The organism is Pseudanabaena sp. SR411 (genome assembly GCF_002251945.1).
Taxonomy (GTDB): domain Bacteria; phylum Cyanobacteriota; class Cyanobacteriia; order Pseudanabaenales; family Pseudanabaenaceae; genus Pseudanabaena.
The window spans coordinates 1-14,374 of sequence record NZ_NDHW01000094.1 but is presented as its reverse complement, the minus strand read 5'-3'; the positions used below and the strand labels follow the sequence as shown (position 1 = coordinate 14,374).

The 14,374-nt window shown below is 40.6% G+C and carries 19 protein-coding genes and 1 pseudogene; 12 read left to right on the top strand and 8 right to left on the bottom strand.

Features of this window, described 5'->3' with window-relative positions; translation table 11 throughout:
- Positions 1-1,163: DNA topoisomerase (locus B9G53_RS09550; protein ID WP_254923607.1), on the top strand; the 1,163-nt coding region annotated here is incomplete at its 5' end.
- A 14-nt stretch (positions 1,164-1,177) separates the two neighbouring features.
- Here the strand turns inward: B9G53_RS09550 and B9G53_RS09545 are convergent.
- Together B9G53_RS09545 and B9G53_RS09540 are read right to left on the bottom strand one after the other, a co-directional pair.
- Positions 1,178-1,567, bottom strand: coding sequence for a hypothetical protein (locus B9G53_RS09545; protein ID WP_094531554.1), 390 nt, complete (start codon positions 1,565-1,567; stop codon positions 1,178-1,180).
- A gap of 1 nt (position 1,568) precedes the next feature.
- Positions 1,569-2,027 (bottom strand): hypothetical protein, encoded by a 459-nt coding sequence (locus B9G53_RS09540; protein ID WP_094531551.1) that lies wholly within the window; start codon positions 2,025-2,027, stop codon positions 1,569-1,571.
- Positions 2,028-2,242: 215 nt separating this feature from the next.
- Between B9G53_RS09540 and B9G53_RS09535 the strand changes: the two genes are divergently transcribed.
- Both B9G53_RS09535 and B9G53_RS09530 read left to right on the top strand, forming a co-directional pair.
- Complete coding sequence (locus tag B9G53_RS09535) at positions 2,243-2,488, top strand: DUF433 domain-containing protein (protein WP_094531556.1); 246 nt, start codon at positions 2,243-2,245, stop codon at positions 2,486-2,488.
- Between the two features lie 64 nt (positions 2,489-2,552).
- On the top strand, positions 2,553-2,924 hold the full coding sequence (locus tag B9G53_RS09530) for a hypothetical protein (RefSeq protein ID WP_094531549.1): 372 nt from the start codon (positions 2,553-2,555) through the stop codon (positions 2,922-2,924).
- 247 nt (positions 2,925-3,171) lie between these two features.
- Here B9G53_RS09530 and B9G53_RS09525 read toward each other — a convergent pair whose 3' ends face one another.
- The gene (locus B9G53_RS09525) at positions 3,172-3,477 is read right to left on the bottom strand and encodes a hypothetical protein (RefSeq protein ID WP_094531547.1); all 306 of its coding nucleotides are present in this window, start codon (positions 3,475-3,477) and stop codon (positions 3,172-3,174) included.
- A gap of 41 nt (positions 3,478-3,518) precedes the next feature.
- Here B9G53_RS09525 and B9G53_RS26775 point away from each other — a divergent pair, with 41 nt between their 5' ends.
- The gene (locus B9G53_RS26775; RefSeq protein WP_141211750.1) at positions 3,519-3,842 is read left to right on the top strand and encodes a hypothetical protein; all 324 of its coding nucleotides are present in this window, start codon (positions 3,519-3,521) and stop codon (positions 3,840-3,842) included.
- A gap of 221 nt (positions 3,843-4,063) precedes the next feature.
- Here the strand turns inward: B9G53_RS26775 and B9G53_RS09520 are convergent, their stop codons facing one another.
- Complete coding sequence (locus B9G53_RS09520) at positions 4,064-4,813, bottom strand: hypothetical protein (protein ID WP_094531545.1); 750 nt, start codon at positions 4,811-4,813, stop codon at positions 4,064-4,066.
- 23 nt (positions 4,814-4,836) lie between these two features.
- The gene (locus B9G53_RS09515; protein ID WP_094531543.1) at positions 4,837-5,634 is read right to left on the bottom strand and encodes a tetratricopeptide repeat protein; all 798 of its coding nucleotides are present in this window, start codon (positions 5,632-5,634) and stop codon (positions 4,837-4,839) included.
- Positions 5,635-5,911: 277 nt separating this feature from the next.
- Between B9G53_RS09515 and B9G53_RS09510 the strand changes: the two genes are divergently transcribed.
- The 5 genes from B9G53_RS09510 (at position 5,912) to mfd (ending at position 10,703) form a co-directional block, all read left to right on the top strand.
- Positions 5,912-6,160: a ribbon-helix-helix domain-containing protein gene (locus B9G53_RS09510; protein WP_217901546.1), complete on the top strand. Its 249-nt coding sequence runs from the start codon at positions 5,912-5,914 to the stop codon at positions 6,158-6,160.
- Positions 6,142-6,510 (top strand): type II toxin-antitoxin system PemK/MazF family toxin, encoded by a 369-nt coding sequence (locus B9G53_RS09505; protein WP_094531539.1) that lies wholly within the window; start codon positions 6,142-6,144, stop codon positions 6,508-6,510. Before B9G53_RS09510 ends, B9G53_RS09505 begins: the two co-directional genes overlap by 19 nt.
- A 70-nt stretch (positions 6,511-6,580) precedes the next feature.
- A complete protein-coding gene (locus B9G53_RS09500; RefSeq protein WP_094531537.1) occupies positions 6,581-6,937 on the top strand; it encodes a hypothetical protein in 357 nt (118 codons plus the stop codon).
- Positions 6,934-7,347 carry an HNH endonuclease gene (locus B9G53_RS09495; protein WP_094531535.1) on the top strand — a complete coding sequence of 138 codons (414 nt, stop codon included), beginning with the start codon at positions 6,934-6,936 and terminating at the stop codon, positions 7,345-7,347. Before B9G53_RS09500 ends, B9G53_RS09495 begins: the two co-directional genes overlap by 4 nt.
- Positions 7,348-7,364: 17 nt before the next feature.
- Positions 7,365-10,703: a transcription-repair coupling factor gene (mfd, locus tag B9G53_RS09490; protein ID WP_094531533.1), complete on the top strand. Its 3,339-nt coding sequence runs from the start codon at positions 7,365-7,367 to the stop codon at positions 10,701-10,703.
- 14 nt (positions 10,704-10,717) lie between these two features.
- Here mfd and B9G53_RS09485 read toward each other — a convergent pair whose 3' ends face one another.
- From B9G53_RS09485 to B9G53_RS09475, 3 genes are all read right to left on the bottom strand, one after another.
- On the bottom strand, positions 10,718-11,275 hold the full coding sequence (locus tag B9G53_RS09485; protein ID WP_094531531.1) for a Uma2 family endonuclease: 558 nt from the start codon (positions 11,273-11,275) through the stop codon (positions 10,718-10,720).
- Positions 11,276-11,444: 169 nt separating this feature from the next.
- Complete coding sequence (locus B9G53_RS09480) at positions 11,445-12,443, bottom strand: ParA family protein (protein ID WP_094531529.1); 999 nt, start codon at positions 12,441-12,443, stop codon at positions 11,445-11,447.
- A 33-nt stretch (positions 12,444-12,476) separates the two neighbouring features.
- Complete coding sequence (locus B9G53_RS09475) at positions 12,477-12,809, bottom strand: hypothetical protein (protein ID WP_141211749.1); 333 nt, start codon at positions 12,807-12,809, stop codon at positions 12,477-12,479.
- Between the two features lie 337 nt (positions 12,810-13,146).
- On the opposite strand from B9G53_RS09475, the gene B9G53_RS09470 reads away from it, so the two are divergent.
- The 3 genes and pseudogenes from B9G53_RS09470 to B9G53_RS09460 form a co-directional block, all read left to right on the top strand.
- Positions 13,147-13,359 carry a hypothetical protein gene (locus B9G53_RS09470; RefSeq protein ID WP_009628510.1) on the top strand — a complete coding sequence of 71 codons (213 nt, stop codon included), beginning with the start codon at positions 13,147-13,149 and terminating at the stop codon, positions 13,357-13,359.
- 6 nt (positions 13,360-13,365) lie between these two features.
- Positions 13,366-13,785: a type II toxin-antitoxin system VapC family toxin gene (locus B9G53_RS09465; RefSeq protein WP_094531525.1), complete on the top strand. Its 420-nt coding sequence runs from the start codon at positions 13,366-13,368 to the stop codon at positions 13,783-13,785.
- A 20-nt stretch (positions 13,786-13,805) separates the two neighbouring features.
- Positions 13,806-14,249: pseudogene (locus B9G53_RS09460) on the top strand (helix-hairpin-helix domain-containing protein); the annotation flags it as partial.
- Positions 14,250-14,374 lie beyond the last annotated feature (125 nt).

The window sequence follows — 14,374 nt, the reverse complement described above, 5'->3', positions numbered from 1 at the left end:
GTCCTACCTATTTGAGTATTACTCCAAAAACGGTTAGAGACCATCTCAGCGCGAAACAGCATCAACTCTATGAGTTAATCTGGCGTAGAGCCGTGGCTTCTCAATGTGCGAATGCTTTGATTCAGAAAAGTCGGGTGATTATTCAGGCTGGTTCGACGCTCTGGCAAACTAGGGGTAGTATTCTCACCTTTGCGGGTTATACGCGCTATTGGAATGATTTGAGTAAGGATAAACATATTCCTGCGTTAACGGGTGGTCAGACCTTGGCGTTGGCGAATGCTGGGTTTACGCAGAAACAAACTCAACCTCCTGCTAGGTATAGCGAAGCGAAGTTGGTACAGGTGCTAGAGCGTCAGGGKGTGGGTAGACCGAGTACGTTTGCGGCGATCGTCAAGACGCTGAAGGAKCGYACCTATGTGTTACTCAAGGGTAAGGTTCTYGAACCTTCGGCTTTGGGGATGTCTACGGATGATGTGTTGCATAAAACTTTTCCCGATCTGCTTAGAGCCGATTTTACCGCAGGGATGGAGACGACTTTGGATGAAATCTCAGTGGGTAAGTTGGAGTGGCAAAGTTATTTGATTGGTTGGCATCAGTCTTATTTTCAGCCAATGTTGGCGCGGGCTTATACGAATCTCGGTGCGGATTTACAACCAAGTAATCGTAAAAATGAGCTTTCAGATGTGGCTTGTCCTGCTTGTAGTCATCCGCTCAGTAAGATTCCTTCTAARAAGGTGAGTGGTGGTCATTTTCTCAAGTGTGAGCATGGCTGTGAGAATCTAGTGATGTTTTGGAGCGATCGCCGTAATCAGTGGGAGATTCCTCAACCGAAGGGTGAGAATGCAGTGACGGCGGAGGTTACTAGTTTTGCTTGTCCTGTCTGTGGTAAGCCTTTGGCTAAGTTTCCCTATGCGAAGGATGGTGTGGATAAGGTGATGTTGAAGTGTGCGGATGCTCAGGCGCGTCAACGCAAGGATCATGCGGAGGTGGTCTTTTTCTGGTCTTCTCAGGAGAAGTGGTGGTCGAAGAAGTTTGGCGATCTGGATGAGGCGGCTAAGCCGAATTTGGGTAAGAGTTCGACGGGGAAGGAGAAGAAAGCTGCTCAGGGGAAGCCGAAACAGGCGGGTAAAGTCGCTAAGCCTAGTCCTAAAAAGTTGTCTTGATAAGCAGGGCATTATTAAGGTATTGGAGCAGGTTGAATGTGCTTTCCAGCATAGAAAACAACTACTTTTAATAGAGTTTCATCGGGAACGTAAAATACTCTATCTCCTCCAGTCACTTCATATTCCCATACACCTCTATATTTTTTGCCTTTTAATGGAAATACCCGTCCAGGCTGTCTCGTTATTGCTGCTGTCTGTAGGTCTTTGTAGCAACGTCTGGCGTTTTCAGGATTTCGCTGGATCAGGGCTTCCCAGTCTCGATTTACGCGGCGATTTTTAGCTACTACTAGCCAAATAGTTTCTATCTTGGGCGTATTAGAAGTCTCAGGTGAATCAGGAGTTGTCAGCTTTACTTCTGGTGGTTCGATATTTTTGTTTATCTCTTCGGTGATGTTTTCTGACATATCAAGATTGCTTGATTTGAGTAAAGGCTGCTTCTAGGTCTGGATTGGCTATGGCTAAGGCGCTCTCATACCATTCATGGATAATTGCTTCTAATTCATTCCATGCCTTGTCGAAATTTTTTGTTTCTTGCAAGGCAACTGAGCGATAGGCTGAGATCACTTCGTTAATAAATTCATTCAATTCGTCTGCGTCAAATGCTCCAAGCCAACCATAGGGATGCTCTGCGCCAATTTTTTGGTTTAGCAATAAACGGAAGGCGGTATTGAGAAGTTCGACAATTTCGCGGCTATGTTGGGCAGTTTTTACAAATAGAGCTACGTCTTCTCGCCGCAGTAGGGCAAAAGATTGATCGTTGCGGGTAATGGTGATGGGATGTTCTAGGGCTTTGTCTAAGATTCTGCCTGGTTGACGGTTTAGCTCGGTGGCTGTGACTAGTTCATCTGAGTAAATGGAGTTCATAGTTTTTTGGTCAACAGTTGGTTTTGAGCGTGTGGGAAAATTGTGGTGATTATTTGGGAGAGTGTAGTATAAATGTACGTACTATTCTACGTTGTTTGCTTTCTAAGTCAATGGCAAGTTATTTTCTAAGTTCTGAAATTTAGAGGATAAATCAGGGCTTGGGAGTAAGTTTGGTTATGATGTTTGTGATAAGTCAGGCTCAATTCTTAGAAAATATGAAAGAACAAGATTTGTTAAATCGGATCTCTTCTAGTCCTAGAGTGATGGTGGGAAAGCCTGTCATTAGAGGGACGCGGTTATCTGTTGAGTACATTTTAAATCTGCTGGCTCATGGTGCAACTGTGACGGAGATTTTGGAAGAGTATGAAGGTTTGGTTGAGGCGGATATTAGGGCTTGTTTGCTGTTTGCGTCTCGTGCGTTGGAAAGTGCAAGTTTTATGCCTTTGGCGGAGATTGCTTAGGTGCGGTTTTTGACGGTTATACTATATCTAATCAATCAAAATTTAGTGTTGTCTACGAGGCAATATGTCTGAGTCGATCGCCTTAGAACTTCCCGAACCTTTGGCAAAAAAAGTTAAGGAAATTGCTGCGCTCAATCGTCAGGGGATTGAAGAAATGCTGATTGAATGGATCGATCGCACTATTAATGAGATTCCCATAGATACTTTGCCTGATGAACAGGTTCTGGCTCTTTGTAATTTGCAAATGGGTGGGCAGCAGCAAAGGCTTTTTAGTGATTTACAAGCTCGAAATAGTGAAGGGTTGCTTAATGCACAGGAAGTTAAGAAGCTGAATGAGTTAATGCAGGTTTATCGTCATGGTTCGGTACGGAAAGCTAAGGCAATGCAGGTTGCGGTGATGCGTGGATTAATCCCTGCTTTGAATGCTGTCTCATGAGTCGTCCTTATATTTCGGTTGAGACAGAACAAAAATTAAAAATAGAACGCCAAACATAAAATATTTCAGGCGATACACCTAAAAATTTTGACTAAAACGCTTTGTGAGAAAGTATTTCAATATTTTCATTTTCCTTCTATTATTAGGTAATAGGAATTTTCACTAGCTCAAAACTATTAAGAACACTAACAATAAATTAAGAGTTTTAGCCTCGTCTTATTGAGAATAGAGCTACTGCCATTAATCTTTATTTGTCCGAAGAATCAGAATCTTTTACATTGTCATAACAGTATTTAGTAAAGCCAGCACTAATAAACAAACTTAGTAATATAATTCCACTATTAATCTCTTGACTCAAACCACATCTCTTCTCGATGACATTCTCATCTCCATATTGTTTGTAATTGACTTCACATTTATAAAACCCAAGTAAAGTAAGAATTAGAGATAGGATGATGCTTGAAACAAAAAAACAAGGGACAAAAACTTGAACTAAGTCGTTGAAGGTTACTTTTTTTTCATAAAGTTTTGATGGTTTAGGATAATCTTGCATAATTGAATATACAATGATATTGCATATGTTTTTAAATCGTTATGAGGAAATTATCACCCAAAGATTTTAAACCTATTTGTTTAGGTATATTAGCTTCATTTGCTGTAGGCGGTTTTAGTTACCTCGCTATGTCAGGTAATCAAAAAAAAATATCTTCTAGACCATCTGTACATGGGGGATATATAGGAGATGGAGACATGAGCTATTGTAAAGAGCTTAATGATCGTATTTTAGTCGTTCATTGTGAGTCAGAACATGGACAAAATTTACTTCAATCATACCCTATTCTTCTTCCAATTCTATGTTTTGGGTTAATTCCTTTAGGCTTTATTGTTATCTACTTGTTTACAGATGAATTTAGTTAGAAAGCAAGCTCCAATTCTAATAACTGGCGATCTCTTTACGTTAAATGATGTTAAACAAATGCTTGATTTATGGGATTGGAGCTAAATCGCTATTTAAATAAGTGCAGTAAAGGTGATCGCTATTTAGTATCTAATTACTAAGAATTACAGATTAGTTCTCATTAGGGAACAAGCCTAATTTTACGATATGAAAATTTAATTTATTCGAGACAGAATACAAATCAAAAATTTATTTCCGTGATACCGTGCTTGCTTAACCATTTTTTTATTGACTCAGAAAGCATTTGACAAGATTGAAAAAAATCGTCCCAAGATTTAAATGCCACTCCATCTTCATTGTTACGATATTTTGATATATCAGAAAATTCACCTTCTCCTCCGCAACCGATACGAACAAAACTTTGAGACACATTAGGATTGGGATCTTTCATCAGACCAACTTCAAAGTGATTTTTTGAAATACTAAATTTTTTCACCTTAGCAGCAATACTCTTCGGTAGGAGTGGATTTGATGAAAAATTTACCAGTTGATCGATTTTATTTTTTTCAGATGCTGTAATGCTAAGATCTGTAAATAAATGCTTCTTCTTAAAAAGACTCTTATCAGATAAATTAGTCAATTCAAAAATATTTTTCTCGAATTTCAAAATTTTGATTCCTTCATTAACTTCGATAGTCTCATATTGATTAATTTCTGAATTATTGAAAGCTGTTAAACTATTTGTTGATTTACGGAGGTAAAAATTCATACATAAATTAGTATTCCCTATAACTTCAATAAGTTTAAGAACTACATCTAGCTGCTTTTCTTGCAACTTATTCTCTATGTACTTTTTGTACGCTAGATAAGCTACATAAAATGTCAAAAATGAAACAATAAGACCTAAAAAGCTAATTAATCCAGAAGAATTTAAAAAGCTAGAAAATATGTTTACCAAACAATTCCACAATTCAAAAAATTGACTATTCATAAGCTCCGATGATTAAGTAATTGTTAACGAGATCTTTCTATCTCTGCAATAAGCTTGAGACTCTCTTGATACATTTCTGTGAATCCATATTTTTGAGAGAGTTGTGAAGCTTTTTGGAGATCCCCTAAAGCTCCTTGCTTATCTCCTAAATCTTTCTTTGTATTTGCGCGAGTAATGTAAGCATAAGCATCATTAGGATTAAGACGAATCGCTTCGTTTAAGTCAGAGATTGCTCCTTGTTTGTCCCCTAAATCTTTCTTTGTATGCCCACGGTTAAGATAAGCATCACTGTTGTTAGGATTAAGACGGAGTGCTTCATTATAATCAGAAATTGCTCCTTGCTTATCTCCTAATGTATACTTTACATTTCCACGATTATAGTAGGGCGAATCAAAGTTAGGATTAAATCGAATTGATTGGTCGAAGTCGATAATTGCTCCTTGACTATCCTTTAATTGGTGCTTTGTCCAACCACGATTATTGTAAGCATAAGCAAAATCAGGCTTGAGGCGGATGGTTTCAGTGAAGTCAGAAATGGCTCCTTGCTTATCCCCTAGTTCAGACTTTATATTTCCACGATTGTAGTAAGCATAAAAGTTAGTTGGGTTAAGTCGAATTGCTTCAGTAAAATCAGAAATAGCTTCTTCTTTCTTTCCCATCTCAGCTTTTATATTCCCCCGAGTATAGTAGTAATCTGCATCAATTACAAACCCATCTTGATATATTTTTTGGGGAGGAGTAGGTGCTGCACAACCGAAAAATGTAATCGTCCCTAAGAAAACAATAGAACTCAAAGTAACGGGAATAAATCGAAAGGTCATAATTTTTAAATCTCAATATCATTTGTGAGTTGTATGCTAACAATTTAGTCTAGATTAGCTTTATGGAAGATATTTTAGCTTCTTGATTTCAGTAATCAACATTCGTTGAAATTATACCGTTATTGATGGATCTCGTTTCATTGAGATTGTAAGAGTCGATTGTCTATAACAATCTCGCTAGAACAAACACAACTCAACCTCAAAATCATTGACAATGCAAATTATCCTAAAAATCACCGATCTGAGTTAGCATTATACACATAGATAGTGTGTACCCATGAATATGTATCAACGCATTAACATCACATTACCCAACGAAACACTACAGCTACTTGATCGCATCGCACCAAAAGGCGATCGCAGTCACTTCATAGACCAAGCCGTTAAATACTACATCAACGCCGAAGCCAAGAAAAATCTACGGGACAAACTCAAACATGGCGCATTACGTCGCGCAGATCGAGACTTAGGGATTACTCAAGACTGGTTTAACATCGATGAGGAATCATGGCAAAACGGAAAATAGAATTTCCCAAGAGAGGCGAAATCTATTTGGTTAACTTCGACCCTACTGTTGGCTCAGAAATCCAGAAAACTAGACCTGCCCTCATTCTTCAAAATGATATTTCTAATCAATACAGCCCCATTACCATCGTTGCTGCCATCACATCCCAATTCGACTCTGAGACATATCCCACAGAAGTTTTAATCAATCCCCCAGAAGGTGGACTAACCGTGACATCTGTAGTACTTCTCAATCAAATTCGTTCCATTGATAAACAACGCTTAGTCAAAAAAATGGGTATCGTCTCCGATCACCTTATGGGATATGTGGATAATGCAATTCAAATTAGCTTAGGTTTAATTGAACTATAGAACTATTTAGCGATCGCCCATAACAAGCTTGCTACAATAAACACAACTCACATTCATCAAATCATAGCCAATGCAAATTATCCTAGAAGTCCCCGATCGCCTCGGCGAAAAACTGCAAAGATTAGGCGATAAACTACCTGAAACCCTAGATCGCCTACTTGAAGAAATTCCCAGCGCAGAAACGATCTCTTACCAAGACGATCGCCAAATTGTCGAACTTCTGGCAAGTCAGCCCAGTCCTGAAGCAATCCTCGCCATCCTTCCCACACCTGCCTTACAAGCGCGGATGAGCGAACTACTCGAACGCAACAAATCTGGAAGCCTCTCCAGAACTGAAGAARCTGAACTTGATCGCTACTTACTCTTAGAGCATTGGGTAAGATTAGCTAAAGCCCATGCATATAAACAATTACAGAAAYCAGCATGAGCTATGTAYCAGTTCCCCTGCGTCGGCTAGTCACCCAACGYGCTGAAGAACAGTGCGAGTATTGTCGATATCCTCAAGCRGCTTCATTCTTTACTTTTGAAATAGAACATATMATTGCTGAAAAACACGATGGYATTACCGAAGCCGAAAAYCTAGCTTTAGCTTGTCCTTGCTGCAATCGTTTCAAAGGCACTGACCTCGGTTCCATTGATTCTGAAACAAAGCAGCTAACCCCATTTTTTAATCCTCGTATTCAGCAATGGTCAGATCACTTTCGCCCAGAAGGAGGAAACATTCTCCCGCTCACTCCTGAAGGACGTGTAACTGCTAAAATCCTCCAATTTAACCTTCAGGAACGTGTTATCGAACGCGAACAACTCATTAGTATTGGGAAATATCCAGTACTCTAAGAACTTCTTTAAGCAACATGACCTTCACAGCAGTCCTAGAGAATATAGCCCGATCGCTTATCGCCACAAAAATAGGCGAGAAACTGAAAACAGCCAAAAGCATATCCCTATCAGGACTATCACGCTTAGGCAAAGGACTGGTTAGCACCTATTTATGTCAACAACAAACCAAACCATTACTCATCGTCACCGCCACCGTCGAAGAAGCAACTCGATGGGCCTTACAACTCCAGTCAATGTCATGGCGAGTCTATCTATATCAACCCCTTGATACATTTCCCTACGAACTAGCCCAAATCGATTTAGAAACCGCTTGGACAAGGATTGAGATATTAGCAGAATTGCTTGCAAAACCACAGAATAATCTAGCGATCGCTACCACCATTAACGCACTACAGCCCCATCTACCATCCACTCAAGTCTTCCAAAAACATAGCATCTATCTCAATATCGGCGATTCGCAATCAGTTAAATTACTTGCTGAGGCTCTAGCAAGATTAGGCTATGCAGAAGTTAAAGAAGTAAAGGAATCAAAACAATGGAGCCGTAAAGGATTTAGTTTTGAAGTGTTTCCAGTTAATCGAAATCTACCAGTGCGCCTAAGCTGCAATCGCTGCACTGTCGAGAAAATCAGAGAATTTGACCCCACTAATCCTAAAAGCTTCACTGACCTATCCAGCATCGCGATCTCCCCTGTCGATTTGCATGAGTTGAACTCATCTCACAAAGCCACATTGCTAAATTATTTACCCAAGAACTTTATTGTTGCCATTGATGAACCCGAACAATGTCAGAGCTATGGCGATCGCTGGTACGAAGCTGCGGAAGAACTTTATCGAAATCAATCGCAAGCCGATACACCGAAACTGCATTGGGACTTTACTAAGTGCGTGACTGAGGCAAAGAAATTTCAGATGCTTCAACTTAGTGAGCGATCGCTTAAACCCAAAGCCAATATTTTTGACTTTGCCAGTGCTTCTATTCCGATAGTTCCCCATCAGTTTGACCAGATTGCAGATCTCATTCGTGAGTATCTCAACTCAGAATATCAAGTCACCCTGATTTCATCTCAACCTTTTCGTGTGGCAACTTTGCTCAAAGAGTATGACTGCATTGCTAACTTTGTCAGTGATTCTGATGATTTACAGTCAATTGCGCGGATTCAGAAAGCTGGTAAACCCGTCATTTTGAAATATTCGGGACTGTCAGAGATGCAAGGTTTTGTTTTGCCTAGTTGCAAGCTTGCCCTATTGACCGATCGCGAATTATTCGGACAGCAATTATTAGCCTCACCCACCTTTGTGCATCCCTCACGGATGACTGCGGCTAAGTCAGTTAATCCTGACGAGCTAAATGTGGGTGATTATGTCGTGCATCGTAAATATGGAATCGGCAAGTTTACCCGCTTTGAAACCATTGAAGTGAAGGGAGAAAAGCAACCGCATTACATCGTTGAGTTTGCTGATGGTAAAACTGCTGTAGCGATCGCGCCAGAAAATGAGAAGATTCTCTCCCGCTATCGCAGTGCTTCTAATAAACCTCCCAAGTTAAACAGCATCGCCAATACAAAAGCATGGGATAACGCTCTCAGCAAATGCCAAAAGGAGATTTACAAGTTAGCAAGGGATTTACTGCAACTCTATGTTCGCCGCGCCAATTTAGTCGGCTATGCTTTTCCACCTGATACCGATTGGCAACAGGAGATGGAGGATTCTTTTCCCTATCAACTCACACCAGATCAGGTCAAATCTGTGCAAGATGTCAAACAAGACATGGAAAGCGATCGCCCGATGGATCGGCTGATTTGTGGTGATGTCGGTTTCGGTAAAACGGAGGTGGCGGTAAGGGCTATTTTTAAAGCGGTATGTGCGGGTAAGCAAGTGGCTCTGTTAGCTCCCACAACAATTCTGGCGCAACAGCATTTTCATACGCTCCAAACTCGCTTTGCGGCTTATCCTTTCACAGTGGATATTGTGAATCGGTTTCGCCCTGCGAAGGAGCGCAAGCAGGTTTTACAACTGGTTGCGGATGGCAAAGTCCAAGTCATTGTCGGTACGCATCAACTTTTGTCTAAGGATGTGGAGTTTCACGATTTGGGCTTGCTGGTGATTGATGAGGAACAACGCTTTGGGACTTTGCAGAAGGAGAAAATTAAGACGATGAAGGGGAATGTGGATTTATTGACTTTGAGTGCAACGCCGATTCCGCGTACTCTCTATGCGGCGCTTTCTGGGGTGCGGGAAATGAGTGTGATTGCGACTCCTCCTCCCTCAAGGCGATCGATTCAAACCCATTTGTCTGCCTATGATGCGTCACTGGTGAAAACAGCAATTCGCCATGAGTTAGACCGTGGTGGTCAGGTATTTTATGTTGTGCCGCGTATTGAGGGGATTGATGCGATCGCTGTTTCTTTGCAAGCGATGTTACCGAATGTGAGATTGGCGATCGCCCATGGACAGATGCAGGAGTCGGAGTTAGAGTCGGCGATGGTAGCTTTTAATAACAATGAGGCGGATATTCTCCTCTGTACCACGATTATTGAGTCGGGTTTGGATATTCCGCGTGTGAATACGATTGTGATTGAGGATGCTCATAAGTTGGGTTTGGCGCAACTGTATCAATTGCGTGGTCGCGTTGGTCGGGCGGGGATTCAGGCTCATGCCTATTTGTTGTATCCACCTAACCTTGAATTGACGGAGGCTGCGAAGAAGAGATTAGATGCGATTCAGGAATTTAGTCAGCTTGGTTCGGGTTATCAACTGGCGATGCGCGATATGGAAATTCGTGGGTTGGGGGATCTCTTGGGTGAGGAGCAGTCGGGTCAGGCGGATGTGATTGGCTTTGCGCTATATATGGATTTGCTTCAGGAATATATTAATGAGTTACGGGGGAAGATTTTGCCTGAAGTTGCGGATACTGAGCTTCAGTTGCCACGTTTGGTTGCTTTTATTCCTGACACTTACATAGAGGACAATGAGACGAAGATTAATGCTTATTTGACCTTGGCGAAGGTGAAGTCGAAGGAGGAGATTCTCAAGTTGGCTGCGGTGTGGGAGGGGCTGTATGGGGCTTTGCCTGAAGAAACTCAGGTATTGCTCAGAGTAATGGAACTGAAACTGGTGGCGCGTAAGGTTGGGGTGTTTCGCATTTATGCGTCAGAGGATGGGCGCGATCTGTTTCTGGACTCGAAGCTGACGGATTCGCTCTGGGAGTTGCTTCATGCCAAGATCCCGATTGAGTTCTATTATCGTTTCTCTTTTGAGAAGGGGAGAATTAAAATCACTAGTCTGGCTCTCCTTCCTGGGGATAAGCAAGTGCATTTCTTGATTGAGTGGTTAGGGTGTTTTTTGAGTTGAGATTGATACAGTTCTTACAAACTCAGCAAGCCAAATACCTTTTGAACTGTTAGTTCTAAATCAATTCCACTGAGAACAGGTAGTAGATCGCTATCTTTTAGTTCGATTACGCGGCGATCGCTATCTACAACCAAAATATTCTCATCTTCGGCATCAATTAACCATCCGATTTCTGTGCCAAATTTAGCGCAATGTAATAGTTTCCCTAATACTTGTTTGTAGCTCTGATCGGGAGAGAGAATTTCAATTGCCCAATCAGGATAGATTTCAAAACGGTTTGCAATTCGTCCTGATGCTAGTTTGGGGATGCGTTCCCATCGAAATACTGCTATGTCTGGAACGATCGCTCTACCACCAAAAACACATCGTAATTCTGGGAAGGCTTTTGCAATTTTTTGAGGTTTAGCGACTTGATTCACAATCTCGCAGATTTCAATCTGAAGTTGGCTATGTTCTCCTTGGGGCATAGGTTTCTGGATGATTTGTCCATCAATAAATTCAGAAGCGGGTTTTGTGTCTGATAGCTCCAGAAATTCTTCTAATGTTACAGGTTTAATGGCTGTGGCGGTCATGGTTTCACCTTTAGTTAAAACTGTGTAGTTTTAGATCACTGCTTTCCATGTGTGTATTTTAACAGCGATCGCGTTAGTACTAAGCAATCGGCGATCGCGAGTTGCTTGAGAATGCTGATTATGATGAGCGATCACTGTCAATGCAACAGAAAATTGCTGGCGCTCTCAATCAGATTATTTCACTTTTTACGGCTGGCAAAGAGACCTTAGTTTCTATCTTTGGAGAAATACGTTCTAATATTTCATCAACAAGACTGTCCCACTCTTTTTGATGTTCTCTCTTTTGATTTTTTAATTTGCTGTCAGAAGGATAATATTCAATTAATGGGCGATGATCAGCTTCTGCTTTGCGTATAATATCTGCATTTTTGATGCGACTATTAAATATTATTGATGCTTTCTCTTTACTGATATTTTTAGACAGCCAATTTTCAAATTCTACTCCCCAATTTTTAAATTCATCAATCCACTTATTGTTCTCAATGGTTGAATTTGTATCAATCTTTGAATAAAGAACCCCAAGCAATTCAACTTCACAGGATGCTTTACATCTCTTTAGACGAGCAATACATTCAACTATTTTGTCTAATCCCCAATGAGAATACGCATCCAAAAGAGTTGGCACAATATAGTAACGGCTTAAGGAAAGGGCATTTAGAGTAATCAAGCCGAGACTTGGAGGACAATCAAAAATGATATGTGTGTAGGCTTTACCTTCAGGATTCTTTAACTTGTGCAAAGCATTGAAAAGAATATCTGTTGCACTAAGATAGTATCGATGATAGCTGACAAGTTTATCTTGAATGTCTATGAGTTTCAGGCTGGATGGGAGTAAATCAAGATTGAGTCCATCAATTGGTGTCACTCTGATTTTACCGAGATCAAAAGTCTCACTATCATCAAGTCGAGAGATCTCGTTTTCAAAGAGCTTATACAACGTTTGATCTGTTTTATCTATTTCTGCATACTGCTCCTTATCCAACAAAGTAAGTGAAGCATTACTCTGAGGATCTAGATCAATGAGCAAAACTGATGCTTGTTTGGTAGTCCTACCAAATTTTACTTCTCTTTTAGCTAAAGTAGCTGCAACATTTACAGCAGATGTTGTTTTTCCTACCCCACCTTTAAGATTAATAAAGCTTATAACTGTAGCGTTTCCAATCTTCATACGATTTTAGTTTATATGTTGATTCTAAAACATTTAACGACGACAGACCTGATTATAGTTGTTTTGCAGAAATTGCTCTGCAATATAGCCAAATTCTTTTAGATCAGGAATATAGATATGTACCCACGAATAACCTTCTGAAACACCCTCACAACTTAAAACATAAATTTTATCTCCTTTATTCAAAATTGCGAAAACAAATCCACTGCTACCATATACAGTTGCCCTATTTCGGACGTTGACATTATCTGCTATCACTAATGTTGTGGACTGACCTCCAATAAATTTTCGAGCTATAGCTTCTCTAGGATTAAATAAAAGTTTTCCCGCATTAGCTGAAAATACTGGAAGTGATGCAAGAAACACGACTGTAAGTAGAGAGCAAGTTGTAAATGATGTTTTGAACATTGATAGATTCAGCGATAAGACACCGCAAATAGAATTGAATGATGGAGAAAACTGTACCCTTGGCTTTTTAGTGAGTAAAATCTTGCAAATCCAGTTTAATAGAACTTAAAGATAAGATTTTAGCTATTCCCTTAGTATATATCTATATGTATCACAGTGTGTTCGCCATCTTTTTACCTGTGCTAGAAAACTTGCGAATCGTACTTTTGCTTAGATTGGTTGGCGATCGCGTAAATTTATAATTGCAAGCATCTTGCTATAATAGCCGCATAACCTTAGCTCACCAAAAACTTCTATGCTCTCCCAACAGCTTGAAGACAAATCTCAACATCTAGAAACTAGAGTAGCCGCATTAGAAACAGAACTCGCGCAAATGCGACAGATGCTATCTGTATTTGTTCAGAAAAAAACACCTTGGTGGTTAAAAGTCGCAGGTAGCTTTGAAAACGATCCTACCTTTGACGAAGCAAATCGCCTCGGTCAAGAATGGCGCAAATCTGCTGAATAGAGCATCATGTATATTTTTGACACCGATCATCTCAGCCTCATTCAGCGCAATGGACAAGAAGGAAAGCGAATCTTAGCCAAACTTGCAGAGATAGAAGATCCTGAAGTTGCCGTTACCGTCATTACCTACGAAGAGCAAATTAGAGGAAGACTCGCTTTTTTAGCTAAAGCAAAAACATTAGATGAACAAATCTTTGCCTATCAAGGATTACAGCAACTAGCAATCAATTACCAAGCGATCTCCATTATCCCTTTTAGCCGTGCATCCGCCCTAGAACATCAACGCTTACGCAAAGCTTATCCCCGTCTAGGAAATATGGATCTCAAAATTGCCGCGATCGCCTTGACAAACAATGCAACTTTAGTAACCCGTAACAAATCAGATTTTGGACAAATTGTAGAGTTGTCCATAGATGACTGGTCATAATTTATCCGTCCTTATGGCTTATGCCTGACAACATCGACTATCTACAAGGCATTGTCGAACGCCTCACCTTTCACTCCAAAGAGACAGGCTATACCGTAGCGCGGCTAAAAGTACCCAAGGCTCAAGACCTAATCACCGTAGTCGGTAACTTTGCCAATATCCAAGCAGGTCAAACTCTCGCCCTAGAAGGCACATGGCGATCGCATCCTAAATTTGGCGACCAATTTCAAGTCACTCAATACCGTGAAACTAAACCCGCCACAATTACAGGAATTGAGAAATATCTTGGCAGTGGTCTGATTAAAGGCGTGGGACCAGTCACAGCTAGACGCATCGTCACTCATTTTGGCTTAGATACCCTTGACATCATTGAAAATGAGATTGATCGCCTGATTGAAGTTCCTGGCATTGCCAAGAAACGAGTGAAGATGATTAAAACTGCTTGGGAAACCCAAAAGGCGATTACTCCCTTCCCGCTGTAAGGCATGGTAAAATATGAAATAAAAAGACAGTAAAAAAATGAACCAAAACGAAGCGCTTCTGAACAAGCCGTTAGATCTCAAAGATTGGCAGAAGCAGTTCAATCGAC